Raw genomic sequence first — 23,733 nt, forward strand, 5'->3', positions numbered from 1 at the left:
CTGTGTCCGGTAGCCCCGCCGTTCCGCCCCGCGTCAGCGTCGTCGTGATCACCTACAACCACGAGCGCTTCCTGCGCAAGACGCTCGAGTCGATTCTCTCGCAGGAGACCCCGTTCCCCGTGGAGGTCGTCGTCGCGGATGACGCATCGACCGACGGGACCGCCGCGATCATCCGCGAGTTCGCCGAGCAGCACCCGGACACGGTCGTCCCCGTGCTGCGCGAGGGCAATATCGGGATCCACGCGAACCTCATCAATGCCATGAACCGCGCCACGGGCGAGTACCTCGCCCTGTGCGAGGGCGACGACTACTGGATCGACGACCGGAAGCTGGCGCGCCAGGTCGCGCTCCTCGAATCCGACCCCGGCGCCGCCGTGTGCTTCCACCCGGTCCGGGTGATCTGGGACGACGACTCAGCCGATCCGAGCATCTTCCCGCCGCCCGAGCGGCTGGCGGCGCCCACTCTGGCGGAACTGGTGGAGGACAACTTCATCCAGACCAACTCGGTCGTCTACCGCCGCCGGGACGGGTACGACGACGTGCCGGCGGTGATGCCGCTCGACTGGTACCTCCACGTCCTGCACGCCGCCACCGGTCGGATCCTGGTCGATCCCGAGGTGATGTCGGTCTACCGCCGCCACCCCGGGGGCGTCTGGTCCGACAGCGTCACGGCTCCCCTCCAGTTCTGGCGCAGACAGGCCGATGGACATGCCGCAGCCATCGAAGGCGCCGCCGCACTGCTCGCCGCCATCCCGGAGACGGCCGAGCCGCTCGGCCGGCACGCGGCTCGCATCCTCGCGAACGTCCGGACCGCCGACGATCAGGACCGCGAGGCGGGGCTGCTCCGCGACACCGTCGCGGCCCATCCGCTGTGGGCGACGCTCGGCATTCGAAGCGAGGCCGCCGGTCGCGCCGAGGACCAGGCTGCACTCGCTGCCGCCCACACCCGCTTCCACGAGACCCACACCACCTTGACCAACGAACTCGTGACCCACCAGGAGCTGCTCGCCAAACGAGGCGAGAAGGTCCACACGCTCCGCGAACGCAACGCGGCCAGCCGACAGCAGGCCAAGGAACTCAGGCGCCAACTCCGACGACTGGAGACCGAGCTCGCCGCGGTGCGGGCACGGACTGCGCGGGCACGGGCCGAGCGGGTGCTCCGGCGCCTGGGCCTGCGGCGCTGACCGCGGCGAGCGCCCGTCGCGGTCAGCGCGGCTTGGTCACGACGTACAGCACCGACCGGGGAGCCAACGCGTGCCGCACCATCCGGTGCAGCCCCAGTTCGCGCCAGCCGAGCTGCTCGACCTGGAAACCTCCGGCGGTGAGGTTACGGACGAACGTGCTCCGGTCGTAGAGCCGCACGTGGTCGTCCTGCACGAAACGCCGCCAACGCTCGGAGACCTCGGCCTCGGTGACGTCCTCATCGAAGCAGCCCTCCGGACCGATCGGCACCATCGCGATGCCTCGGCCACCGGGCGCGAGGATGCGGTGGAGTTCGCCGATGGCGGCAGCGTCGCTGGACACGTGCTCGAGGACGTGGGAGCAGACGAACACGTCGAACGACGCATCGGCGTAACCAGCCATGTCGGTGATGTCGACGACGTCGTCGACATCACGCATGAAGAGGTCCGCACTGCGGTATTCGACGTCCGATCGCGTCCGGAGCCGGGCCTCGAGCGGTCGCGACGGGGCGAACTCGAGCACCCGGTGGCGCGGGCCGCGAGGTAGGAATCGCTCGAACCAAAGCAAGTAGAGGCGGTCACGATCGGACGCGCCACACTCCTGGCACTGATAGGCGGTCGCGTTCAGCGTCTCGAAGTCGGCGACCCGGTAACGGCTGCCGTGCGCCGCCAGGGTTCCGTCGAGATCCGCTGTGATGTCCGAGAACCGCGCCCGTTTCCCGCACACATTGCACTGCCGTCGCCGCGGATCGAGCAGGCCTCCGCGGAAGTGGACCACCTTCGACGCGACGCGTCGTGCCGCGGTCTTTGCCCTCATCCCTGTACCTCCGAGCTCAGACCCTACCGAGCACCAGCCCCCGCACGTACGCCGCCTGCCCGGCGTGCTGCGCGCAGTCGTCGACCACGCTGACCAGCCGGACGCCGAGGGTGACCGGCGGGTCCCACCGGGTGTCGACGACCCGATCGAGGTCCTCGGGTGTCACCGCGGCGACGAAGGCGAGGGTCCGGGCGTGGGTGGCGCGGTAGTAGTCCATGAGCAGCCCGGCGGACGCGCGGACCAGTCCCACCTGCTCGCTGGTGTGGCCGTAGCCGATGTCGCGCGGGTCGAGCGGGAGGCCGAACCGATCGGCGTACCCGTCGTCGGTCCAGACCTGGCCGGTCCCGGCGACGTGGGCGACGTGGTCGTCCTGGACCCGGGTGAGGTGCCAGACCAGCCAGGCGAGGCTGTTGGCGTCCGGCCCCGGTCGGCGGACGAGCAGGTCGTCGTCGGCGCCGTCGAGGACGGTCTCGACGACGCCGAGGACGCGGGAAAAGGCGTCGGTCAGCAGGTCGGCAGGTGTCATGCGCCCGACGCTACGCCGATCCGCAAGGGCTTCGTCCGTCGCTGGAACAGCGCCCCCCGCAGCGCCGGCGTCGCCCCCGCCGGCCGGGAAGGTCAGGGCACGGTCGGGGAGGTCACCGGCGCGACGAACCGCTCGATGAGCCGCCGCTCCGCCGCCTCGTCGCCGCCGGGCACGGTCAGCAGCGAGACGATCACCCGCACCAGCCACCCGGCGGCCTCCCGGTCGGCCACCAGGGTGAGCCCGAGGGCCGCGACCACCGCGGACTCGTGGGCGAGGCCGGCCGCGCGGCCGGCGTCCCCTTCACGGAACCAGGCGGCCAGGGCGGGCGCGGCCCGGACATGGCGCAGCGCCGCGAGGACCGCGTCGGTCACCGAGGTGGTCGCATCGGCGGCGACCAGCGCGCCCACCCGCACCGCCTCGCGCTGCACGAACGCCAGCTGGAGCGCCGGCCGGTCGGGGAAGTAGCGGTACAGCGTGGCCCGCGAGCACCCCGCCGCGCCGGCGATCTCCCCCATCGCGACGGCGTCGACACCACGCTCGGCGAACAAGGCGCCCGCGGCGTCGAGGATCCGCTCCACCGCCGGCGTACGACGGTCGACCCAGTTCACCGGACCACCAGCGGCACCGAGAGCGGACGCCGGACGTACGGACCCGGCGCCCAGGTCACCGCGTCCTCCTCGATCGTGAACGACGGGATCTGCGCCAGCAGCTCCTGCAGCGCGATCGTGATCTGCAGCCGCGCGGCCGCCGCACCCAGGCAGTGGTGGTGGCCCTGGCCGAAGCTGAGCACCTGGCTCGGGCGGCGGCCTACGTCGAGGGTCTCGGCGTCGGGTCCGTACCTGCGCGGGTCGCGGTTGCCGGCGCCGTACAGGAGCAGGACCTTGCGCCCCGCCGGGACGGTGACCCCGTGGAGCCGGACGTCGCGGGTGGTCGTGCGGGCCAGACCCTGGACCGGGGAGGTGAGGCGGAGGACCTCCTCGACGGCGTCCGGCACCAGCCCCGGGTCGCCGGCCAGGAGGGCACGCTGGCCGGGATGCGCGGCGAGCAGCGTGCCCGGTCAGGCGATGATCGCCTCCGGCACCGACCCCTCGGGCGCGCGCCGCTCGGCGTCGGTCAGCCAGGCCAGCTGCTCGAGCCGGTCGAGGATGGAGTGCAGCAGGTCGGCGGTGGTCGGGTCGGCGGCGTCGACGTCGTCGTGGACCCGGCGCACGGTGCCGGTGACCGCGTAGATCGAGGCGACGATCGCGTCGATCGCGTCACCGGTCGCGACCTCGCCACCCGGGAAGGCGGGGAGGCTGGACTGCGCGGCGGTGCGGGCCGAGGTGCCGTCGGGGACGACGTACAGGGCACGCATCCGCTCGGCGACGGCGTCGGTGAACTCGCGTGCGGCGTCGACGATCTCGTCGAGCTGCAGGTGCAGGTCGCGGAAGTTCGGGCCGACGGCGTTCCAGTGCGCCTGCTTGCCCTGCAGGGCGAGGTCGTTGAGGTCGACGAGGACGTCCTGGAGGTGACCGGCGAGGGCCGCGTCGGCCCGGAAGGCGGGGTGGGAGACGTGCTGGGACGAGCGGTGACGGGTCACGGTGGTGGCCACGGGTGATGCTCCCTTCGAGTGGATGTCGGTATCCACCACTGTGCCACCTTTTCTGGAACCGTTCCAGAAAAGGAAGCCTTGCCTAGCCACGCACAGCCTTGCCTCACCGCGATGAGTTCCGGTGTCGGCGCCGGTCCGTAGTGTTCGAGACCGACGCCGGCGGACGAGAGACACAGGAACAGCCATGAGCGAACCGATGATCAGCGCGACCGGACTGGTCAAGCGCTACCAGGACGTCGAGGCCCTCGCCGGCCTCGACCTGGCCGTCCCCGAGGGGAAGGTGCTGGCACTGCTCGGCCCCAACGGCGCCGGGAAGACGACCGCGGTGCGCTGCCTGACGACGCTGCTCAAGCCCGACGCCGGCACGGCCCGGGTGGCCGGGATCGACGTGCTGGCCGATCCCGCGGCGGCCAAGGCGAAGATCGGGCTGTCGGGGCAGTACGCCGCGGTCGACGAGCACCTCACGGCCTACGAGAACCTCGTGATGATCGGCCGGCTCTACCACCTCGGCCGCCGTCCGGCCCAGGCCCGGGCCCAGGAGCTGCTGGAGCGCTTCGACCTCACCGAGTTCGCGAACCGGCCGACCAAGACCTACTCCGGCGGCCAGCGCCGGCGCCTCGACCTCGCCTGCGCGCTGGTCGCGGCCCCGCCGGTGATCGTGCTCGACGAGCCGACGACCGGTCTCGACCCGCGCAGCCGGCAGCTGATGTGGGACGTGATCCGCGAGCTGGTGGGCGACGGCGCGACGCTGCTGCTCACGACGCAGTACCTCGAGGAGGCCGACGTGCTGGCCGACGACATCGTGGTGATCGACCACGGCCGCGAGATCGCGCACGGCACCGCCGACGAGCTCAAGGCTCAGACCGGCGGCCAGCGGATCGAGGTGGTGCTGACCAGTGCGGCCGACGCCGAGGCCGCGGGCCGGATCCTCAACGAAGTCGCGGTGGGCGAGGTCCAGGTCGGCGGCGGCGGGCGCGAGCTGGCCGCGGCGGTCGGCGACGAGGCCGCGGGCGACCTGCTGCGGGTGCTGCAGGCCTTCGAGCGCGACGCCGTCAAGGTGCTCGACGTCGGTCTGCGCCGGCCCACCCTCGACGACGTCTTCCTCAGCCTGACCGGACACGACAGCACCGACAGCACCGACAGCACCGAGACCCCGGAGGTCGACCAGTGAGCACCCTGACCCAGGCTGCCAGCGACGGCTGGGTGGTCGCCCAGCGGAACCTGATCAAGATCATCCGGGTGCCGGAGATCCTCGTCTTCGTCCTGCTCAGCCCGATCATGTTCGTGCTGCTGTTCGCCTACGTCTTCGGCGGCGCGATCGAGACCCCGGGCGTCAACTACCGCGAGTGGCTGATCGCCGGCATCTTCGGCCAGACCATCGTGTTCGGCGCGACCTTCACCGGCGCCGGTCTCGCGGAGGACATGCAGAAGGGCATCATCGACCGGTTCCGGTCGCTGCCCATGTCCAACTCCGCCGTCCTGGTGGGCCGGACCGCGTCCGATGTCGTCTACAACGTGCTCTCGCTCGTCATCATGGCGCTCACCGGCCTGATCGTCGGCTGGCGGATCCGCGAGGGCTTCCTCGACGCGCTGGCGGCGTTCGCGCTGCTGCTCGTGTTCGGCTACGCGATCAGCTGGGTGATGGCCTGGGTCGGCCTGATGGTGCCGAGCGTCGAGGTCATCAACAACGCGTCGTTCATGGTGATCATGCCGCTCACCTTCGTCTCCAACGCGTTCGTGCCGACCGAGTCCTTCAACAAGGTGCTCAAGCCGGTCGTGGAGTGGAACCCGGTCTCCGCGGTGACCCAGGCCAGCCGCGACCTGTTCGGCAACACCGGGGTCGGACCCGGCTCGGATGCCTGGTCGCTGCAGCACCCGGTCGCCTACACGCTGATCTGGGTGGTGGCGATCATCGCGGTGTTCGCGCCGCTGTCGGTACGCCAGTACCGGCTGACCACGAGCAGGTAGCGCCGCCGGGTACGGCTCGCAGAGGTCGGAACCGACCACCCGCAGGAGCGCGGCTACTCGACGAGCGACGGCTGGGCGACACGGTCCCCGCCGATGAGCACCGGGAGGGCCTCGACGCCGTAGACGGCCGACAGCTTGCGGAAGTCGAGCTCGGAGATGTCCACCGCCATGGCCAGGTCGGGGAAGCGCTCGGCGAGCATCCGCAGGGCGGTGCGCAGCTCCATCCGGGCCAGCTCGGCGCCGACACAGCGGTGCATGCCCCAGCCGAAGGCGAGGTGGCGGGTCGGCTCGCGCGCCGGGTCGAACTCGTCGAGGCCGGGAGCCAGCCGCGGGTCTCGGTTCGCGGCGAGCAGCGAGACACCCACGGCGTCGCCCGCCTTGATCAGCGTGCCGCCGATCTCGACGTCCTGCTTGGCGAAGCGCAGGAACGCGAGCTGGACGACGCACAGGTGGCGCAGCAGCTCCTCGACGACCTGGTTGACCTGCTCGGCGTCCTCCGAGCGCAGCATCTCTCCGGCCTTGGGGGTGGTCGCGATCAGGTAGGCGCCCAACGCCAGCATCGACGCGGAGGTCTCGTAGCCGCCGAGGAAGACGCCGTCGGCGATGCCGCCGAGAGTGACGTCGTCGAGCTCGTCGCCGTGCTCCTTCAGCAGCGCGCCGATCAGGCCGTCGCCGGGGCTCTCGCGCTGCTCGCGCACGGCGTTGATGAGGAACTCGCGGGTGTGGGCCGCGGCCCCGAACGCGCCCGCGCCGCCCTCGGTGAGGTCGAAGCGCGCGACGCCGAGCTCGAGGAACCGGGCCCGGTCGTCGACCGGCAGACCGAGCAGGTCGCAGATCACGTCGAACGGCACGGCGAAGGCGAACTCCTCCACCATGTCGACCGGGCGTCCATCACGGCCGGCCTCGGCCATCGCGTCGAGGCGCTGCTGCACGATCGCCTCGATGCCGGGCTGCAGCCGGGCGAGGCGGCGCATGGTGAACTCGGGCGTCAGGTAGCGGCGCAGCGCGGTGTGCAGCGGCGGGTCGGTCATGCCGAGGCCGCCGATCTGCTCCTCGTCGGAGCGGCCCTCCTGGGACACGAACTGGCCGAGGTCGTTGGACCAGACCTCGGCGCCGCCGGCAAGGACCTCGCGCGACTCCTCGTACCCGCTGACCAGCCACACGCCCTTGCCGAACAGGTCGGCGAGCTTCTTGACCGGCTCCTGGGCCCGCACCTTCGCCATCGCCGGCAGCGGGTCGAGCCCGTCGCGCTTGAGGGGCAGGGTCATCGAGTCGGGGAGGAAGCGGAGCTTGCGCAGGTCGATGCCGCCCCGCATGGTCCGGTTGAGGAGCCAGATGCCGACGCGCTGCTTCACCGGGCCGAGGAGGGGGATGCGCATGGGGTGTATTTCACCAGACGAGACGTCGCGATGAATCCGGTGTGACCCGGATCGCGCCCTGACCCGACCCTGAGGTCTGCCACGTTAGCCTGAGCAGGTGCGTCGGACGCTGGTGGACTGGGATGCCTGGGATGCGGTGCTCTTCGACCTCGACGGGGTGGTCACCCCGACGGCTGAGGTGCATATGCATGCGTGGTCGGCGATGTTCTCCTCCTTCCTGACCGCGCGCTCGGCCGCGGACGGCGTGGCCTACCCGCCGTACACGGACCAGGACTACTTCGCCTACGTCGACGGGAAGCCGCGCTACGACGGGGTGCGCTCGTTCATCGCCTCGCGCGGGATCACGCTGCCCGAGGGGACGCCGGAGGACCCGCCGACGGCGGAGACCGTGTGCGGCCTCGGCAACCGGAAGAACGAGGCGTTCAACCGGATCCTGACCTCGGACGGGGTGCGGCCCTATCCGGGATCGGTCCGGCTGGTCGAGGACCTGCGCCGCCGCGGGATCCCGCTGGCCGTCGTGTCGTCCTCGCAGAACGCCCCCGCGGTGCTCGAGGCGGCCGGGCTCGCCGACGCCTTCGGCTTCGTGATGCACGGCGGGCTCGCCGCCGAGCTCGGGCTGCCGGGCAAGCCGGCGCCGGACACCTTCGCCCATGCGGCCGAGGTGCTCGGCGCGACCAACGCCCGGTCCGTCGTGCTGGAGGACGCGATCAACGGGGTCGCCGCCGGCCACGCGGGCGGCTTCGGGCTGGTGATCGGCGTGGACCGCGGCGCGGGCGAGGACGCCCTGCGCGCGGCGGGAGCCACGGTCGTCGTACCCGACCTCGGAGAGCTGGTGGACCGATGAACGCACCCGAGGGCCCCTCCCACAAGGCACCGCCGGTGGCCGACCCGCTCGACCGCACCCGCTTCCCGGTCGACGAGTGGCGCCTGGTCGAGGCCCGGTTCGACGGCAGCGACCTCGGCACCACCGAGTCGCTGTTCACGGTCGGCAACGGCTACCTCGGCCTGCGCGGCAACTACCCGGAGAGCCGCGACGCCCACCTCGACGGCACCTTCATCAACGGCTTCCACGAGACCTGGCCGATCTCCCACGCCGAGGAGGCCTACGGCTTCGCGCGGATCGGGCAGACCATCGTCAACGTGCCCGACCCGAAGGTGATCCGGCTCTACATCGACGACGAGCCGCTGCAGGTCTCGGTCGCCGACCTGCTGGAGTACGAGCGGGCGCTCGACTTCCGCACCGGCGTCCTCACCCGCGAGCTGCTCTGGCGCACGCCCGGCGGCAAGCGGGTGCGCGTCCGCAGCACCCGGATGGTGCCGCTGGAGCAGCGCCACCTCGCCGTGCTCACCTTCGAGGTCACCCTGCTCGACCAGCACGCCTCGCTGGCGATCTCCTCCCAGCTCGTCAACCGGCAAGACGAGCAGCGCGAGGTCGCGCCGCTCGACGCCAGCGGCGGCGGTACGGCGGACCCGCGCCGCGCCGAGGCCTTCGACCGCCGGGTGCTGGAGCCCCGGATCCACGCCGCCGACGCCGAGACCGGCCGGCTCAAGCTCGGCTATCGCACGGTGCAGAGCGGGATGACGCTGGGCGTGGTCGCCGACCACGTGCTGGAGACGGACTCGCCGCACTCCCTCGAGGTGCATGCCGAGGACGACCTCGCCAAGGCGATCTACCGGATCGCTGCCGAGCCCGGGGTGCCCGTGACGCTCACCAAGCTGGTCTCCTTCCACACGGCGCAGACCGTGCCGCCCCGCGAGCTGATCGACCGCTGCGAGCGGACCCTGGCCCGCACCCACGAGGAGGGCGTGGCCCACCAGTACGCCGCGCAGCGGGCCTGGCTCGACGGGTTCTGGGCCCGCGCCGACGTCGAGGTCCCCGGCCAGCCCGCCCTGCAGCAGGCGATCCGATGGAACCTCTTCTCCATCCTGCAGGCGTCCGCGCGCGCCGAGGGCCAGGGCATCGCGGCCAAGGGCGTCAGCGGCTCCGGATACGGCGGCCACTACTTCTGGGACACCGAGATCTACGTGATGCCCTTCCTCACGTACACGATGCCCTGGGCCGCGCGCAACGCGCTGCGGTTCCGCTACAACCTCCTCGACAGCGGCCGGGCCCGGGCCCGCGAGCTGTCCCAGAAGGGCGCGCTCTTCCCGTGGCGCACGATCAACGGCGAGGAGGCGTCCGCGTACTACGCCGCCGGCACCGCGCAGTACCACATCGACGCCGACATCGCCTACGCCCTGAGCCAGTACGTCGGCGCCACCGGCGACGAGGAGTTCCTGGCCCGCGAGGCGGTCGACATCTTCGTCGAGACCGCGCGGATGTGGGCCGACCTCGGGTTCTGGCGCGACGACCATGCCGGATCCGGGGGCAGCCGCACCTTCCACATCCACGGCGTCACCGGGCCCGACGAGTACACCACCGTGGTCAACGACAACCTCTACACGAACGTGCTCGCGCGCTTCAACCTGCGCCGCGCCGCCCGGGCGGTGTGGGAGCTGCAGCGCGACGACCCGGCGGCGTACGACGAGCTGGTGCGTCGTACCGGACTGACCCTCGACGAGCCCGACGAATGGGCCGAGTGCGCCGCCGGGATGTCCATCCCGTTCGACTCCTTCCTCGGCATCCACCCGCAGGACCGGCACTTCCTCGAGCGCGAGATGTGGGACCTGGAGAACACTCCGCTCGACAAGCGGCCGCTGCTGCTGCACTACCACCCGCTGGTGATCTACCGGTTCCAGGTGCTCAAGCAGGCCGACGTCGTGCTGGCGCTCTACCTGCAGGGCGAGGACTTCACGGTCGAGCAGAAGAAGGCCGACTTCGAGTACTACGACCCGATCACCACCGGCGACTCCACGCTGTCCGCGGTGGTGCAGTCGATCGTGGCCGCCGAGGTCGGCTACCACTCGCTCGCCCTGCGCTACTTCCACTCCGCGCTCTTCGTCGACCTCGCCGACCGGCACAACAACACCGCCGACGGCGTCCACGTCGCCTCGACCGGCGGCGTGTGGAACGCCCTGGTCGGTGGCTTCGGCGGATTCCGGGACCGCGGCTCAGGCGCCGGCGACCAGCAGTGGCAGCTCGACCCCCGGCTCCCCTCCGAGTGGACCTCGCTGACCTACCGGGTGACCCTCCACGGCACCCGGGTGCGGGTCACGGTCCGTCCGGCGGAGCTGGAGCTCTCCGTCGAGCACGGCACCGGGCCGGTCACCTTCGCCGTGCGCGGCGAGCTGGTCAAGGTCGGGCCCGGCGAGCCGGTCGTCGTACCGCTCGAGCACCAGGGTCCGCGCCTGGACGGCGAGCCGCCGTACCCGGCCGGGATCCAGCGCGCCGACGGGACGGTGATCTCGGCGATCGTGCCGAGCGGAGACGAGTAGGGCTGCATGAGTTCCCGGACATCCGGGGATTCATGCGGCCTCAGGCGCTGAACAGCGTCGGCGCGATCCAGTCGGCCGTCCACGAGACCGGCGCCCGGCCCGGGCCGACCTCGCTCAGCTCGCGGGCGGCCAGCTCGAGCAGCAGCAGCCGGGCGACGCACCGGCTCTCGCCGACCACCCGACGGTGCCAGCGGGCGAGCAGCCGCGGCGCCTCCTCGAGGAGCGCGGCCCCCGCGCCGGGGCGGCGCAGGTCGCCGCGCAGCTCCTGGAGACGGAAGTGCAGGGTGTCGAAGCCGATCGGCCGGTTGCGCCCGTAGCGGTCCCACTCCCGCACCAGCACCGTGCCCTGCGGCCCGGTCGCGACGGTGTCGCGCGACCAGCTCCCGTGCCAGGCACCGCGCGGCAGCGCGTCGAGGTCGTGGCGCGCGGCGAGCTGGTCGAGGGCGGCCAGCAGCTGGTCGCCGAACGCGGACGGCGGCAGGTCCTGCAGCCGGACGCGCAGGTCCTCGGCATAGGACCGGTCGAGGTCCGCGATCGTGGCGAGCTCGACGACGACCCGCTCGGCGTCGTACCGGGCGGCGCGGGTCGGCACCCGGCCGGGGTACGGCGCGGCGCACCACTCCTGGACGAGCAGCGGCCGGTCGTGCCAGGCGGTGAGCGCGAGCAGCCGGGGTACGACGAGCCGGCCCGCGTGGTGGTGGGTCTCGAGGGTCGCCAGCGCGGTGGCGCCGTCGAGCAGTCGTCGGGCGGCGGCATCGTCCTCGGCGAGCCGGACGACGGCGACCCGGCGGACCTGCTCGTCGTACGCGTGGTAGCGGGTCTCGCCGGGCAGGCCCGGGCGCGGAACCAACCGGACGGTGCGCTCGAGAGCGGCGCCGACGAGGTCGGCGAGGTCGTTGCGGACGTGCGGGCTCGGCTGGTTCATCGTGTGGTCCCTCCCTCGACACGACCTGGCAGGCGCGTCCCCCCAGAACGCGCCGTACTCCAGCGTCGGGGACGGTGGGCCCGGGCGGGCGGGAAGGTGAGCGGCATCCCCACAATTCGGTAGGAACACGTTCCCCCTCATCTCATATATCAAGATCCGTGTCTCATTCAATGGACAGCCGTGCTTGACTGGACCGGTGACCTCGACCGCCTCCCCGCCCACGCCGCGGGCGCGGGCGGTCTCCGCGGCACGACGCTGGGCGATGCTGGCGGCCGGCACCGGCGCCCAGGCGGCGACGTCCGCGATGGTCACCGCGCCGAGCTTCCTGATCCCCGAGCTGCACCGGCCGGTGGCCGAGGGCGGGTACGGCATGAGCCTCGCCGAGGCCGGGGTCGTCGCGGCGGCGGGGATGACCGGGATGATGCTCACCCTCGTGCTCTGGGGGCTCGTGGTCGACCGGCGCGGCGAGCGGTTCGCACTGCTGGCCGGGCTGCTGGTGACGGCCACCGGCGGTGGGATCGCCGCCCTGCTGGCCTCGCCGTGGCCGATGGCCGTCGCACTGTGCTTCGCCGGCATCGGCGCGGCCGCGACGAACTCCGCCTCGGGCCGGGTCGTCGTCGGCTGGTTCCCACCGGAGCGGCGCGGCATCGCGATGGGCATCCGGCAGACCGGGCAGCCGCTCGGCGTCGGGATCGCGGCCGGCACGGTCGCGGTTATCGCCCACCACCACGGCATCGGCCCGGCGCTGTGGGTGCCGACCGGGGCCGCCGTCTTGATGGCGGGCCTCGTCGCCCTCGTCGTCCTCGACCCGCCCCGGCCGGTGGCCGCCGCCGGCACCCGGGCCGCCAACCCCTACCGCGCCGACCGCTACCTCACCCGGATCCACGCCGCCTCGGTGCTGCTCGTCGTCCCCCAGTTCCTGGTGTGGACCTTCGGCCTGACCTGGCTGGTCGGCGACCTCGGCTGGTCGCCCGGCGTCGCCGGCCTGGTCGTCGCCGGCACCCAGGTCGCGGGCGCGGCCGCCCGGATCGGCGTCGGCTGGGCCTCCGACCTGCTCGGCAGCCGGATGCGCCCGATGCGCGCCGTCGCCCTCCTGGCCGCCGCCACCATGGCGCTGCTCGGCCTGGCCGCCGCGGGCGCCGCCGGCTCGGGAGTCGTGACGGGCCTCGCCGTGGCGCTGCTCGTCGTCGCGTCCGCGGTCACCGTCGCCGACAACGGGCTCGCCTTCACCGCCGTCGCCGAGCGCGCCGGCCCGTTCTGGTCCGGCCGCGCGCTCGGCCTGCAGAACACCGCCCAGCACGTCGCCGCCGTCACCGTCCCGCCCGTCGCGGGGCTGACCATCACCGCCTGGGGGTACGGCGCGGCGTACGCCCTCGCCGCCGCGCTCCCCCTGCTCGCGGTGCTGGTCGTTCCCGTCGCGGGCGAGCGCCGGGTCAGCTGAGGTCGTAGTCGACGACCACCGGCGCGTGGTCGCTGAGCCGGACGCCGGCGTGCTCGCGGTCCACCACCGCGGACACGGCGGCCCGGGCCAGGGCGGGCGTGGCGAGGTGATAGTCGATCCGCCAGCCGGCGTCCTTGGCGTAGGCCCGGCCGAGCCAGCTCCACCAGGAGTACGGGCCCTCGACGTCGGGGTGCAGCCGGCGTACGACGTCGACCAGGGTGCGCGGCGAGAGCTGCGCGTCGAGCCAGGCTCGTTCTTCGGGAAGGAAGCCCTCGACCTGGTTGCTGCGGCGCCAGTTGGCGACGTCCGCCCTGGTGTGGGCGACGTTGAGGTCGCCGGTGAGCAGGAACTCCCTGCCGCTGGCGGCTGCTGCCTTGCGGGAGGCAGCCAGATGCCGGGCGAAGCCGGCCATGAACGCCATCTTGCGGTCGTACTTCGCGCCGCCGTCGGGCGCCTCCCGCATCCGCTTGGAGTCCTGCAGGTGGGCGGGCAGGCCACCCTTGGGCAGGTAGAGGCTCGCCACGGTGAGCGGTACGTCGGCCAGGTCGACCTCCACGTAGCGCCCCTCCGTCGCGTGCGCGCGCAAGGCGCGCTGGAGCGGGCGGTCGGGGTCGGGCACCGACCAGGTGCGGACCGCGGCGGCGGGCTCGCGGGTCAGCACGGCGACCCCGTTGCGTCCGGCGATCTCGCCCGCGTCGTACGCCACCTGGTAGTCGCCGAACGCGCCCGCCGGCAGGGCGTCGACCGGGCAGCGCACCTCCTGCAGCGTGACCACGTCGCAGCCGCGGGTGGCGAGCCAGTCGCCGAAGCCGCGGCGGTGGGCGGCGCGGATGCCGTTGATGTTGGCGGTGGCGACTCTCAGCACTGGCGCGACGTTAGCGAGCCCGCCACCGGGCCAGGAGGTCGGCCTCCCGCTCGGTGGTGATCCCCGTGATCCGGGCCGCGGGATCGGCGTCCAGCCAGGCCCGGGTGTCGCGGGCGGTGGCGTCGACCGGGCGGGGCCGCAGACCGGCGGCCAGGGCGGGCGCGGCGTCGTGGGCCAGCATGCCGTCGTACGCCGGGCGCGGGAGCCAGACCGGGATGCTGTCGGGTCCCGACCACGGCTCGACGCCCTCGGCCTCGAGGAACTCCTGGTCGACCCAGACCAGGTCGGCGTCGGGCAGGGCTGCCCGCAGCAGGTCGGCGATCGGCCGGGCGGGAGCGACGGCGTCGTAGGTGCCGCCGGTGCGGTCCTCGGCGAGGGTCACGATCCACGCCGCGAGGTCGCGGACGTCGATCACCTGCACCAGGTCTCGCGGGTCGCCGGGCGCGAGGACCTCGCCGGTCGCGGTGGAGCGGCGCGCCCAGTACGCGAACCGCCCGCTCGGGTCCCCCGGCCCGACGATCAGGCCCGGCCGCACGACGGCGGCCCCCGGCTCGGCCTCGAGCACCAGCCGCTCGCACGCGACCTTCATCCCGCCGTAGCTCTCGACGCCGGCCATCGGATCCAGGTCCTCGGCGATCGCGCCCTTGAGCCGGCCCTGCCCCGGGCCCGCGGGGTCGGCGTCGTCGGCGTAGACCGAGATGGTGGAGACGAACACCCAGTGCGCGTCGGGACCATGCATGTCCTGGAGGGCGGCCAGGGCGCGCCGTAGGTGGGAGGGCGTGCGGGACACGTCGACCACCGCGTCGTAGGGATCACCGTCGGTGAGCTCGGCCGGCGCCGGCTCGCCGCGGTCCCACCGGACGGTCGTCACGCCCGGCGGCACGGTTCCCGACCGGCCGCGGTTGGCGCACACGACGTCGTGGCCGCGGCGGACCGCATCGGCCGCGACCGCTCGGGACAGGAACTGGGTACCACCGAGAACCAGGAGCCTCATCTCGACAGCATGCCCTGCCGGTGGCTGATGCTCAGAGGAACTGGGTCGGGTCGAACTCGTCGATCGGGATGATCCGGACCCGCGGCAGCCGCTCGTTGAACGCGTTGACGTCGTACTCGAGGTCGAAGAAGTCGAGCCCGCGCGAGGTGAGCTGGGCGAACGCGCTGTTGCGGAACTCCGTGAACCCGACCAGCCCGACCCGGCGCCCGTCGAGGACGTCCTCGATCTGCTCGACGAAGTCGCCGTCGTTGCTGACCAGGACGACATCGGCCTCGCGGCTCTTCAACTCCTCCAGCGTGCGCTGGATGGCGATGTCGACGACCTTCTGGTTGGCGCCGCCCGACAGTGGGATCGGCCGGTACCCGATCGCCAGCAGCGCCTGCACGAACGACATCGGCAGCTCGCTGTTGGCCGCCAGGAAGAACAGCCCGTTCGTCGGCTGCCCCCACTGCCGCTCCACGAACTGCAGCAGCCGCTCCCACCGCGGCCGCTCCTCGGGCCGGGGCCGCCGACCCAGGATCGACGTGCCGAGGGTGGCGTCGATGTTCTCCCCGTCCACCAGGACGTGGGTGGTCCGCGCGGTCTCCATGGGAGGAGGCTAGTGGCCGCGGCCTCAGCCGCGCTCGACGCCGCGGAAGTCGGTCCAGTCGCCCTTCGTCTTGTAGAACCCGGCGACCGCCTTGAACCGGTACCGGGGCGCCGAGCTGGCCAGGCACGCCTGGGGTACGACGATGCGGACCCGGTCGCGGTCGAAGCGCCACTTCCCGCGGATCCCGGAGCACTCGACCGGCGTACCACCGAACTCCTGGTCGGTCGGCTCCCACAGCTGGGTGACGGGCTCGTGGCCGGGCCGGTAGCCGCTGTAGGCGATGAACCCGGTGTCGGTGCCCGGCTGGGTGCCGATGAAGACCTTCGTCTGCGCCCGGCGCGCGGCCGTCAGGTCGCGGAAGGCCAGCTTCAGCACCACGCGGTCGGCCCGGTTGTCGATCTTCACGCGCAGGATGTCCATCTGGGCGGGCAGCGACGGGTCGACGCCGTCGTCGATCACCTTCTCGGCCGCACCGGCCGGGGCGGGGACCGCGAGGACGGCGGCGAGGGTCGCGACGACGAAGGTCAGCAGAAGCTTCCGCATGGATCGACGATACGTCGCCGCCGCGCGTGGCCGGCCGGGCCGGGTGAGGAGCCTGCTGGTCGCGGTGGTGGCGCTGGTCGACCACCCGCCGTGGGCACGCCGGCTCGGGGACCGCCCGCCGGCCCGCGATCGGGGAACAATCCCGACCTCGATGCGTTGAGGAGACATGTCCACCATCGACCTCACCGCCGGCAACTTCGAGCAGACGGTCCTCGACAACGAGATCGTCTTCGTCGACTTCTGGGCGTCGTGGTGCGGCCCGTGCCGCAACTTCGCCCCGATCTACGAGGCGGCCGCCGACGAGCACGGCGACCTGGTCTTCGGCTCGGTCAACACCGAGGAGGAGCAGCAGCTCGCCTCCGCCGCGCGGGTCACCTCGATCCCGACCCTGATGGCGTTCAAGAAGGGCGCCCTGGTGTTCTCCCAGGCCGGCGCGCTGCCCGCGCCCGCCCTGGCGCAGGTGATCGCGGCCGTCCGCGACTTCGACGTCGACGCCGCGAAGGCCGAGCAGTGAGCGAGCTGGCCTTCGGACTGGACACCTTCGGCGACGTCACGCTGGACCCGGCCACGGGCGAACGGCTGGGCCACCCCCAGGTGATCCGCAACATCGTGGAGCAGGCGGTGCTGGCCGACCGGGTCGGCATCGACGTGTTCGGCATCGGCGAGCACCACCGCGACGACTTCGCGGTCACCAGCCCCGAGATGGTCCTGGCCGCGATCGCCGCTCGGACCCACACCATCGGGCTCGGTACGGCGGTCACGGTGCTCAGCTCCGACGACCCGGTCCGCCTCTACGAGCGGTTCGCGACCCTCGACGCGCTGTCGAACGGCCGCGCCGAGATCACCATGGGCCGCGGCTCGTTCACCGAGTCCTTCCCGCTGTTCGGCCACGACCTGGCCCACTACGACCAGCTCTTCAGCGAGAAGATCGACCTGTGGGCCGCCCTCCAGGGCGAGCAGGCGGTCACCTGGGACCGCGGCGGCCTCCGGCCCGCCCTGCGCGACGCGCGGGTCTTCCCGACCACCGAGCGTGGCTCGATCCCGACCTGGATCGGCGTCGGCGGCTCACCGGAGTCGGTCGTGCGCGCGGCCCGGTACGGCTTCTCGCTGGCCCTCGCGATCATCGGCGGCGAGCCGGCCCGGTTCGCGCCGTTCACCGACCTCTACCGCCGTGCGCTCGACGAGTTCGGCCGCCCCGCGCTGCCGATCGCCGTCCACTCCCCCGGCTTCGTCGCCGACACCGACGAGGAGGCGCGCGAGCTGCTGTTCCCGCACTTCAAGGCCAACCGGGATCGGATCGGCGCCGAGCGCGGCTGGGGTCCCGCCACCCGCGAGCAGTACGACGCCGAGGTCGACCACGGCGCCCTCTTCGTCGGCTCGCCGGAGACGGTCGCGCGCAAGATCGCGGCCGCCGCACGTGACCTCGGCATCCAGCGCTTCGACCTGAAGTACAGCAACGGCACCATGCCCCACGAGCAGCTGCTGCACAGCATCGAGCTGTACGGCACCCAGGTGGCCCCGCGGGTCCGCGAGCTGCTCGCGCAGTCCCCGGTCACGGTCGGAGGCTGAGCGGGTAGGCCAGCACCGCCCGGGTCCGCGCGGCCACGTCGTGGTCGCACCGGCCCGGGCGGCTCGCCGTACGGTCAGCCCAATCGGTCCTCGGGTCCCCGCGGCAGGAACTGCGCGGTGAAGGCGGGCCAGGCCTCGTCGATCAGCTCCTCCATGTCGAGGTAGGTCGCCCTGCGCACGTAGGCCTTGGCCAGCTCGGTGTCCAGCACCTTGAGCAGGAACCGCCGCAGCTCGGCGTCCAGTCCCGCGACCTTGCGCAGCATCGCCCCGCGCCGGGTGTCGGTCTTGAGCTCGAGCCCGATCTGGTCCTCGGTCGGGGTCTGCAGCTCCAGCCGCAGCCTCAGCGGCGCCTCGGTGTGGACCACCAGCACCAGCGGTACGACGACCTCCGCGTTGAACGTCAGCCGGTCCATCGGCAGCCCGAGCTCGAACACCACGCTGATCGGCAGGTCGATCGCATAGGTCAGCAGCTCGCCCGGCACCAGCTCGCCGGTCGTGGGCCGGTAGGTCCCGACGAAGCTCACGCTCGCGAACGCCCGCCCGGGCCCCGCGCCGATCGGGCCGAGTGCGATCTGGTCGCCGAGGACCTGGTCGATGGTGCGCAGGATGCGCTCCTTGTGCAGCACCCGATGGATCCATGCCAGGCCGAACTGCTCGTACGTCGTCGGCGTCGGCGGCGTGGTGACCTCCTCGGCCACGGCTCCCTCCAGCACGTCTTTCCCCCTCTTCGTCCCGGATCCCCCGCCAGGACGGACGATTGTCGTACACCTCAACGACCGTCCCCACGACGGGTCCCGGGTGTCGGTGCGATCCGTCATGATGGGCCTATGCCGAAGCCTGCCGGGTCGCATCCCGCCGACAGCCACGACGTCATCCGGGTGCAGGGCGCCCATGTCAACAATCTGCGGGGCGTCGACGTCGACATCCCGAAGCGCCGCCTGAGCGTGTTCACCGGCGTGTCCGGCTCGGGCAAGAGCTCCCTGGTGTTCGGCACCGTCGCCGCCGAGTCGCAGCGGATGATCAACGAGACCTACTCGACGTTCGTGCAGGGCTTCATGCCGTCGCTGGCGCGTCCCGAGGTCGACAACCTCGAGGGGATCACGACGGCGATCCTGGTCGACCAGGAGCGGATGGGCGCCAACGTGCGCTCGACGGTCGGCACGGCCACCGACGCCAACGCGATGCTGCGCGTGCTGTTCAGCCGGATCGGCGACCCGTTCATCGGACCGCCGACGGCGTTCGCGTTCAACGTCCCCACCCGTCGGGCCGGTGGCGCGATGACGACCGAGAAGGCCGGCGGCAAGGTCGAGAAGAAGGTCGTCAAGAACGCCGTCTACCTCGGTGGCATGTGCGTCGAGTGCGAGGGCCGCGGCACCATCTCCGACCTCGACCTGTCCGTGATCGTCGACGAGTCCAAGTCGTTGGTCGACGGCGCGATCCTGGTGCCGGGCTACACCGCCGACGGCTGGATGGTGGCGGCGTTCAAGGCGGTGCTGCCGCCGGAGAAGCCGGTCGCGAAGTACACCAAGGCCGAGCGCGAGGACTTCCTGTACGCCGAGCCGCGCAAGGTGAAGGTCGACAAGATCAACGTCACCTACGAGGGCCTGATCCCCAAGATCCGCAAGTCGATGTTCAGCAAGGACGTCGACTCGCTGCAGCCCCACATCAAGGCGTTCGTCGAGCGGGCGGCGGTGTTCGCGCCGTGCCCCACCTGCGACGGCACCCGGCTCAACGAGGCCGCCCGCTCGTCGAGGATCGACGGCCGGTCGATCGCCGAGGTGTGCGCGATGCAGATCACCGACGCCGCCGAGTGGGCGCGCGGGATCGAGGACTCGTCGGTCGCGCCGCTGGTCGCCAACCTGCTCCACCTGTTCGACTCGTTCGTCGAGATCGGCCTCGGCTACCTCTCCCTCGACCGGCCCGCCGGCACCCTGTCGGGCGGCGAGGCCCAGCGCACCAAGATGATCCGGCACCTCGGCTCCGCGCTGACCGACGTCACCTACGTCTTCGACGAGCCCACCATCGGGCTGCACCCCCACGACATCGAGCGGATGAACAAGCTGCTCCTCGAGCTGCGCGACAAGGGCAACACCGTCCTCGTCGTCGAGCACAAGCCGGAGACGATCGCGATCGCCGACCACGTCGTCGACCTCGGCCCCGGCGCGGGTACGGGCGGCGGCACCCTCTGCTTCGAGGGCGACGTCGCCGGCCTCCGGGCCTCCGACACCCTCACCGGGCGGCACCTGTCCTACCGCGCCGCGCTCAAGGACGACGTCCGGAAGGCCTCCGGAGCGATCGAGGTCCGCGGCGCGTCCAGCCACAACCTGCGCGACGTGGACGTCGACGTACCCCTCGGCGTGCTCTGCGTCGTCACCGGCGTCGCCGGCTCCGGCAAGAGCTCGCTGATCCACGGCTCGATCGCCGGGCGCGACGAGGTCGTGGTCATCGACCAGGGCGCCATCAAGGGCTCACGACGCAGCAACCCGGCGACGTACACCGGTCTGCTCGAGCCGATCCGCAAGGCCTTCGCCAAGGCCAACGGCGTGAAGCCGGCGCTGTTCAGCGCCAACTCCGAGGGCGCGTGCGAGAGCTGCAACGGCAACGGGATGATCTACACCGAGCTCGGGTTCATGGACACCGTCGCCACCGTGTGCGACGAGTGCGGCGGCAAGCGCTTCCAGGCCTCGGTGCTCGAGCTGACCTTCGGAGGACGGAACATCGCCGACGTGCTCGACCTCCCGGTCGCCGAGGCGCACGCCTTCTTCGCCGCGGGTGACGCGAAGACTCCCGCCGCAGCGGCGATCCTGGAGCGGATGGAGGACGTCGGTCTCGGCTACCTCAAGCTCGGCCAGCCGCTCAACACCCTGTCGGGCGGCGAGCGGCAGCGGCTCAAGCTCGCCATGCGGATGGGCGAGAAGGGCGGCGTCTACGTCCTCGACGAGCCGACCACGGGCCTCCACCTCGCCGACGTCGACAACCTGCTGCGACTGCTGGACCGCCTGGTCGACGCCGGCAAGTCGGTCATCGTGATCGAGCACCACCAGGCGGTGATGGCCCACGCCGACTGGATCATCGACCTCGGCCCGGGCGCCGGCCACGACGGCGGCACCATCGTCTTCGAGGGCACGCCGGCCGAGCTGGTCGCCAAGAGGTCGACGCTGACCGGCGAGCACCTCGCGGCGTACGTCGGGGAGTGAGCTACGACCAGGCCTCGACCGCGTCCGGGTCGCCGGCCACGTCGAGGTCCCGGGCGGCCGCCGAGATCCGCTGCGCGAGGTCCAGGTCGGCCGTGGTGAGCGTCCCCGTGTCGTGGGTCGTGAGATGGACGGCGAGTGACGGGTAGCCGAGCTTGAGGTCGGGGTGGTGGTTGGCCGTCTCGGCCAGCTCTCCGATCGCGTTCACGAGCGCCAGTCCGGTCGCGAAGCTGCCGGTGCGGAACACGGCGTACGCATCGACGCCGAGGACCCGCCAGTCGGCCACGCCCTCGGCCTGGGTGAACTGCTCCGCGCTGATCTGGTCATAGCCCATGCTCCGACGGTACTCGCGAGTGGTGCGGTCGCGCTCAGGCCCCGACCGGGTCACTGACCTCCGGGACGACCCGCCAGACCACCCCGAGGACGCCGATCAGCACCGCCAGCGCGATGATCCCGGCGACGGCGGCCTGGAAGGCCGCCGGGTGGAGCCCGGCGCCGAGGTGGCGGACGCCGTTGGCCAGCGAGACGACCGACGCGACGCCGAACCCGACGGGCAGCGTGGCCGCGGGCAGTCGCCGAGGTCGCCCGGCCTGCCTCGAGGACCGCCGGACGTGGCGCGCGATCGCCCATCCGACCACCAGCAGCCCGACGATCCCCGAGCCGAACTGGGCCCACTGCTGCCCGGGCAGCGCACCGTGCGTGTGCTCCAGCCACGCGACGTGCCGCACCCCCCACCGGCCCTGGTGGGTGAAGGCGTCCCAGAGCGTGTGGGTGGTCGCGCCGACGACGGCGGCGAGCGGCGCCAGCAGCCAGGCACGTCGCCCGATCCGGGTCCGCGCCGGGAGTCGCTCCCGGATCGCGTTCGGGGCGGTGTCGACCAGCGCGTCGCGCCCGAGCCGGTCCCAGAAGACCAGCAGGGCGAGCGTCAGCGCGAGATCGAGCGTCACGATCCCGGCCACGCGGTGGCTGAAGCCGTAGAGGCCCCAGGTCTGCGCGAGGACCGGCAGGTCCGGCACCATCGACCCGATCACCATCGCCGACAGGGGTAGCCCCAGGCCGCGCAGCGGCAGCACGGCGGCCGGGTGGGCGAGGGTGACCGGCACCTCAGCTCCTCGACGCCAGCTCGAGGTGCGCGGTGAGCCGCTGCCCGACCTCGATCCCCTCGGCCCGCCGTACGACGACCTTGAGCGGCACCAGGTAGCGCCCGTCCTTCGGGAACAGCGCGGTACGGAAGTCGGTGTCCCCGATCCGCATGTCGACCGCCACCTGACCCCAGTACTCCTGCCCGCGCGCCGCCTCCTTGATGTCCTCGCTCTCCTCCTCGGGCACCGCGAGGAACACGAAGGGCGCGGGTCCGCGCCACTCGATCACGGCGCCGGTGAAGGTGAAGGGCACCCAGCAACCGTAGCCGCCGCTCGAACCGCGGCCCGGGGGCTCAGAAGGTGAGTCCGGGGAGAACAGTCGCTTGCAGGGAGGAACGGAGTGCTGGGACGTCGCGAGTGACGGTGCGCCACAGCCTAGGCGCGCAGGAGCGCCGCGATCTCGCCGTACCCCTGCCGCTCGGCATGCCACAGCGGCGTCACGCCGTCCCGGTCGGCGATGCCTGGGTCGGCGCCGGCGGCGAGCAGGATCCGGACGATCTCCTGGTACGGCTCGGTGCCGTCGCCGAGGATGATCGCCTCCAGCATCGCGGTCCAGCCGAGGTCGTTGACGTGGTCGATGTCGACGTCGGTCCTCACGACCCGGCGGATGTAGTCGACGTGACCGCGCTCGCCCGCGGGGATGGGCGAGAGACCGCCGTAGCGGTTCTCGATGGTGAGGTCGGGATCGGCCGGGAGCAGCGCCTCGAGCATCGCGACGCTGCCGGTGACACCGGTGACCAGCCACGGGGTGTCGTGACGGTCGTCGAGGGCGTCGGGATCGGCGCCCATCGCGACCAGGACCTCGGCGACGGCGACGTGGTCGTACGTCGACGCGAGCAGCAGGGCGGTGCGCTCGTGGTCGTCGCGGGCCTCGATGTCGGCGCCGGCACGCAGGGCGACGGCGACCGCGTCGGCGTCTCCGGCGCGGGCGGCGCGCAGCAGGGCGGCGCTCGCGTCGGCGGGCTTCTCAGCGGTGGTCACGTTCCTCAGGATCCTCTCCAGTCCGGCGTACCCGCGCTCGCGGGCCATCTGCAACGGGGTGAGTCCCGCCGACGGCGAGACCTGGTCGAGCCGGACACCGCCGGCGGCGAGTACCCGCACGGTCGTGGCGTAGGTCGCGGTGTCGGCTCCGAGCCACACCGCCTCGTGGATCGCCTGGTAGCCGATCCGGTTGACGTGGTCGCGGTCGATCCCGGCCCGCAGCAGCTCGCCGACGACCAGCGCGTGGCCGCGCTCGGCAGCACGGATCAGGCCGGTGCCGTTCCAGCTGTCCTTGTCGTCGACGTCGGCTCCGTGGCGCAGCGCCAGGCGGAGCAGGTCGAGGTGGCCCTCGCTGGTCGCGATGAGGTACGCCGACTGCTCGGTGTCGTCCTTCGCGTTGACGTCGGCGCCCTGCTTCACCAGCCGGCGGGCGCGGTGTACGTCGTCGGCCCAGGCCGCGTCCCGCAGGCGCTGGTCGAGCCGGTCCTGCGGAACGGGGGTCGTGTTCGCGGCCGCGGCGCTCGACGTCGGGCCCGCCGCGACAGGTCGCTGCGCCGGCACGGCCGGGTCGCCGCCCGCGCACGCGCCCAGGACGAGCGCGAGCGGGAGGGCGGCGACGACGAGCCGGGGTGTCATCGGGTGGGGTCCGCGAT

26 protein-coding genes are annotated in these 23,733 nt (G+C 72.4%); 10 read left to right on the forward strand and 16 right to left on the reverse strand.

All coding sequences use genetic code 11. The features are described 5' to 3' along the window. Positions 1 to 2: 2 nt before the first annotated feature. Complete coding sequence (locus ACUP6Y_RS23355; RefSeq protein WP_462553382.1) at positions 3 to 1,184, forward strand: glycosyltransferase; 1,182 nt, start codon at positions 3 to 5, stop codon at positions 1,182 to 1,184. Positions 1,185 to 1,206: 22 nt separating this feature from the next. Here the strand turns inward: ACUP6Y_RS23355 and ACUP6Y_RS23360 are convergent, their stop codons facing one another. The 5 genes from ACUP6Y_RS23360 to ACUP6Y_RS23380 all read right to left on the reverse strand — a co-directional run bounded on the left by ACUP6Y_RS23360 (position 1,207) and on the right by ACUP6Y_RS23380 (position 4,139). Then, positions 1,207 to 1,998 (reverse strand): methyltransferase domain-containing protein, encoded by a 792-nt coding sequence (locus tag ACUP6Y_RS23360; protein WP_462553384.1) that lies wholly within the window; start codon positions 1,996 to 1,998, stop codon positions 1,207 to 1,209. 16 nt (positions 1,999 to 2,014) lie between these two features. Continuing rightward, the gene (locus ACUP6Y_RS23365; protein ID WP_462553385.1) at positions 2,015 to 2,524 is read right to left on the reverse strand and encodes a mycothiol transferase; all 510 of its coding nucleotides are present in this window, start codon (positions 2,522 to 2,524) and stop codon (positions 2,015 to 2,017) included. A gap of 92 nt (positions 2,525 to 2,616) precedes the next feature. Further along, on the reverse strand, positions 2,617 to 3,132 hold the full coding sequence (locus ACUP6Y_RS23370) for a TetR/AcrR family transcriptional regulator (protein ID WP_462553386.1): 516 nt from the start codon (positions 3,130 to 3,132) through the stop codon (positions 2,617 to 2,619). Further along, a complete protein-coding gene (locus tag ACUP6Y_RS23375; protein WP_462553387.1) occupies positions 3,129 to 3,518 on the reverse strand; it encodes a cytochrome P450 in 390 nt (129 codons plus the stop codon). Before ACUP6Y_RS23375 ends, ACUP6Y_RS23370 begins: the two co-directional genes overlap by 4 nt. A gap of 63 nt (positions 3,519 to 3,581) precedes the next feature. After that, entirely contained in the window at positions 3,582 to 4,139 is a 558-nt protein-coding gene (locus ACUP6Y_RS23380) for a Dps family protein (protein ID WP_462556811.1), read from the reverse strand. 160 nt (positions 4,140 to 4,299) lie between these two features. Between ACUP6Y_RS23380 and ACUP6Y_RS23385 the strand changes: the two genes are divergently transcribed. Both ACUP6Y_RS23385 and ACUP6Y_RS23390 read left to right on the forward strand, forming a co-directional pair. Then, positions 4,300 to 5,286, forward strand: a complete 987-nt coding sequence (locus ACUP6Y_RS23385) for an ATP-binding cassette domain-containing protein (protein WP_462553388.1) — start codon at positions 4,300 to 4,302, stop codon at positions 5,284 to 5,286. Further along, a complete protein-coding gene (locus ACUP6Y_RS23390; protein WP_462553389.1) occupies positions 5,283 to 6,083 on the forward strand; it encodes an ABC transporter permease in 801 nt (266 codons plus the stop codon). The genes ACUP6Y_RS23385 and ACUP6Y_RS23390 overlap by 4 nt, the downstream gene beginning before the upstream one ends. 53 nt (positions 6,084 to 6,136) lie before the next feature. Here the strand turns inward: ACUP6Y_RS23390 and ACUP6Y_RS23395 are convergent, their stop codons facing one another. Next, the gene (locus ACUP6Y_RS23395) at positions 6,137 to 7,462 is read right to left on the reverse strand and encodes a cytochrome P450 (protein ID WP_462553390.1); all 1,326 of its coding nucleotides are present in this window, start codon (positions 7,460 to 7,462) and stop codon (positions 6,137 to 6,139) included. Positions 7,463 to 7,559: 97 nt separating this feature from the next. Here ACUP6Y_RS23395 and ACUP6Y_RS23400 point away from each other — a divergent pair, with 97 nt between their 5' ends. Together ACUP6Y_RS23400 and ACUP6Y_RS23405 are read left to right on the forward strand one after the other, a co-directional pair. Next, positions 7,560 to 8,306 (forward strand): HAD family hydrolase, encoded by a 747-nt coding sequence (locus tag ACUP6Y_RS23400; protein WP_462553391.1) that lies wholly within the window; start codon positions 7,560 to 7,562, stop codon positions 8,304 to 8,306. Then, the gene (locus ACUP6Y_RS23405) at positions 8,303 to 10,837 is read left to right on the forward strand and encodes a glycoside hydrolase family 65 protein (RefSeq protein WP_462553392.1); all 2,535 of its coding nucleotides are present in this window, start codon (positions 8,303 to 8,305) and stop codon (positions 10,835 to 10,837) included. The genes ACUP6Y_RS23400 and ACUP6Y_RS23405 overlap by 4 nt, the downstream gene beginning before the upstream one ends. Positions 10,838 to 10,877: 40 nt before the next feature. Here the strand turns inward: ACUP6Y_RS23405 and ACUP6Y_RS23410 are convergent, their stop codons facing one another. After that, positions 10,878 to 11,762, reverse strand: a complete 885-nt coding sequence (locus ACUP6Y_RS23410) for a hypothetical protein (protein ID WP_462553393.1) — start codon at positions 11,760 to 11,762, stop codon at positions 10,878 to 10,880. A gap of 196 nt (positions 11,763 to 11,958) precedes the next feature. Here ACUP6Y_RS23410 and ACUP6Y_RS23415 point away from each other — a divergent pair, with 196 nt between their 5' ends. Beyond that, positions 11,959 to 13,203: an MFS transporter gene (locus ACUP6Y_RS23415; protein WP_462553394.1), complete on the forward strand. Its 1,245-nt coding sequence runs from the start codon at positions 11,959 to 11,961 to the stop codon at positions 13,201 to 13,203. Here ACUP6Y_RS23415 and ACUP6Y_RS23420 read toward each other — a convergent pair. From ACUP6Y_RS23420 to ACUP6Y_RS23435, 4 genes are read right to left on the reverse strand one after another with little or no spacing between them, the layout of a single operon-like run. After that, the gene (locus ACUP6Y_RS23420; RefSeq protein WP_462556814.1) at positions 13,196 to 14,065 is read right to left on the reverse strand and encodes an exodeoxyribonuclease III; all 870 of its coding nucleotides are present in this window, start codon (positions 14,063 to 14,065) and stop codon (positions 13,196 to 13,198) included. The genes ACUP6Y_RS23415 and ACUP6Y_RS23420 overlap by 8 nt on opposite strands. A gap of 13 nt (positions 14,066 to 14,078) precedes the next feature. After that, entirely contained in the window at positions 14,079 to 15,062 is a 984-nt protein-coding gene (locus tag ACUP6Y_RS23425; RefSeq protein WP_462553395.1) for an NAD-dependent epimerase/dehydratase family protein, read from the reverse strand. Positions 15,063 to 15,093: 31 nt separating this feature from the next. Beyond that, complete coding sequence (locus ACUP6Y_RS23430; protein ID WP_462553396.1) at positions 15,094 to 15,651, reverse strand: NYN domain-containing protein; 558 nt, start codon at positions 15,649 to 15,651, stop codon at positions 15,094 to 15,096. Between the two features lie 24 nt (positions 15,652 to 15,675). Then, positions 15,676 to 16,194, reverse strand: coding sequence for a hypothetical protein (locus ACUP6Y_RS23435; RefSeq protein ID WP_462553397.1), 519 nt, complete (start codon positions 16,192 to 16,194; stop codon positions 15,676 to 15,678). On the opposite strand from ACUP6Y_RS23435, the gene ACUP6Y_RS23440 reads away from it, so the two are divergent. Genes ACUP6Y_RS23440 through ACUP6Y_RS23450 form a run of 3 tightly spaced genes read left to right on the forward strand, consistent with a single transcriptional unit; the run spans position 16,193 to position 17,763 of the window. Further along, positions 16,193 to 16,354: a hypothetical protein gene (locus ACUP6Y_RS23440; protein WP_462553399.1), complete on the forward strand. Its 162-nt coding sequence runs from the start codon at positions 16,193 to 16,195 to the stop codon at positions 16,352 to 16,354. The two genes, ACUP6Y_RS23435 and ACUP6Y_RS23440, sit on opposite strands and share 2 nt — an antisense overlap. Before the next feature lie 6 nt (positions 16,355 to 16,360). Further along, the gene (gene trxA / locus ACUP6Y_RS23445) at positions 16,361 to 16,708 is read left to right on the forward strand and encodes a thioredoxin (RefSeq protein ID WP_462553400.1); all 348 of its coding nucleotides are present in this window, start codon (positions 16,361 to 16,363) and stop codon (positions 16,706 to 16,708) included. Next, on the forward strand, positions 16,705 to 17,763 hold the full coding sequence (locus ACUP6Y_RS23450) for an LLM class flavin-dependent oxidoreductase (RefSeq protein WP_462553401.1): 1,059 nt from the start codon (positions 16,705 to 16,707) through the stop codon (positions 17,761 to 17,763). Before trxA ends, ACUP6Y_RS23450 begins: the two co-directional genes overlap by 4 nt. 74 nt (positions 17,764 to 17,837) lie before the next feature. Here ACUP6Y_RS23450 and ACUP6Y_RS23455 read toward each other — a convergent pair whose 3' ends face one another. After that, entirely contained in the window at positions 17,838 to 18,476 is a 639-nt protein-coding gene (locus tag ACUP6Y_RS23455; RefSeq protein ID WP_462553402.1) for a hypothetical protein, read from the reverse strand. Positions 18,477 to 18,590: 114 nt separating this feature from the next. On the opposite strand from ACUP6Y_RS23455, the gene ACUP6Y_RS23460 reads away from it, so the two are divergent. Then, on the forward strand, positions 18,591 to 20,960 hold the full coding sequence (locus ACUP6Y_RS23460; protein WP_462553403.1) for an ATP-binding cassette domain-containing protein: 2,370 nt from the start codon (positions 18,591 to 18,593) through the stop codon (positions 20,958 to 20,960). Between the two features lies 1 nt (position 20,961). On the opposite strand, the gene ACUP6Y_RS23465 is transcribed toward ACUP6Y_RS23460, so the two are convergent. The 4 genes from ACUP6Y_RS23465 to ACUP6Y_RS23480 form a co-directional block, all read right to left on the reverse strand. Beyond that, positions 20,962 to 21,291, reverse strand: a complete 330-nt coding sequence (locus tag ACUP6Y_RS23465) for a 4a-hydroxytetrahydrobiopterin dehydratase (RefSeq protein WP_462553405.1) — start codon at positions 21,289 to 21,291, stop codon at positions 20,962 to 20,964. Positions 21,292 to 21,325: 34 nt separating this feature from the next. After that, positions 21,326 to 22,060 (reverse strand): DUF4184 family protein, encoded by a 735-nt coding sequence (locus ACUP6Y_RS23470; RefSeq protein ID WP_462553406.1) that lies wholly within the window; start codon positions 22,058 to 22,060, stop codon positions 21,326 to 21,328. A 1-nt stretch (position 22,061) separates the two neighbouring features. Further along, positions 22,062 to 22,352 carry a DUF1905 domain-containing protein gene (locus ACUP6Y_RS23475; RefSeq protein WP_462553408.1) on the reverse strand — a complete coding sequence of 97 codons (291 nt, stop codon included), beginning with the start codon at positions 22,350 to 22,352 and terminating at the stop codon, positions 22,062 to 22,064. A gap of 122 nt (positions 22,353 to 22,474) precedes the next feature. Continuing rightward, positions 22,475 to 23,716 carry an ankyrin repeat domain-containing protein gene (locus tag ACUP6Y_RS23480; protein WP_462553409.1) on the reverse strand — a complete coding sequence of 414 codons (1,242 nt, stop codon included), beginning with the start codon at positions 23,714 to 23,716 and terminating at the stop codon, positions 22,475 to 22,477. Positions 23,717 to 23,733 lie beyond the last annotated feature (17 nt).

It is taken from the genome of Nocardioides sp. S5-5, assembly GCF_054954065.1.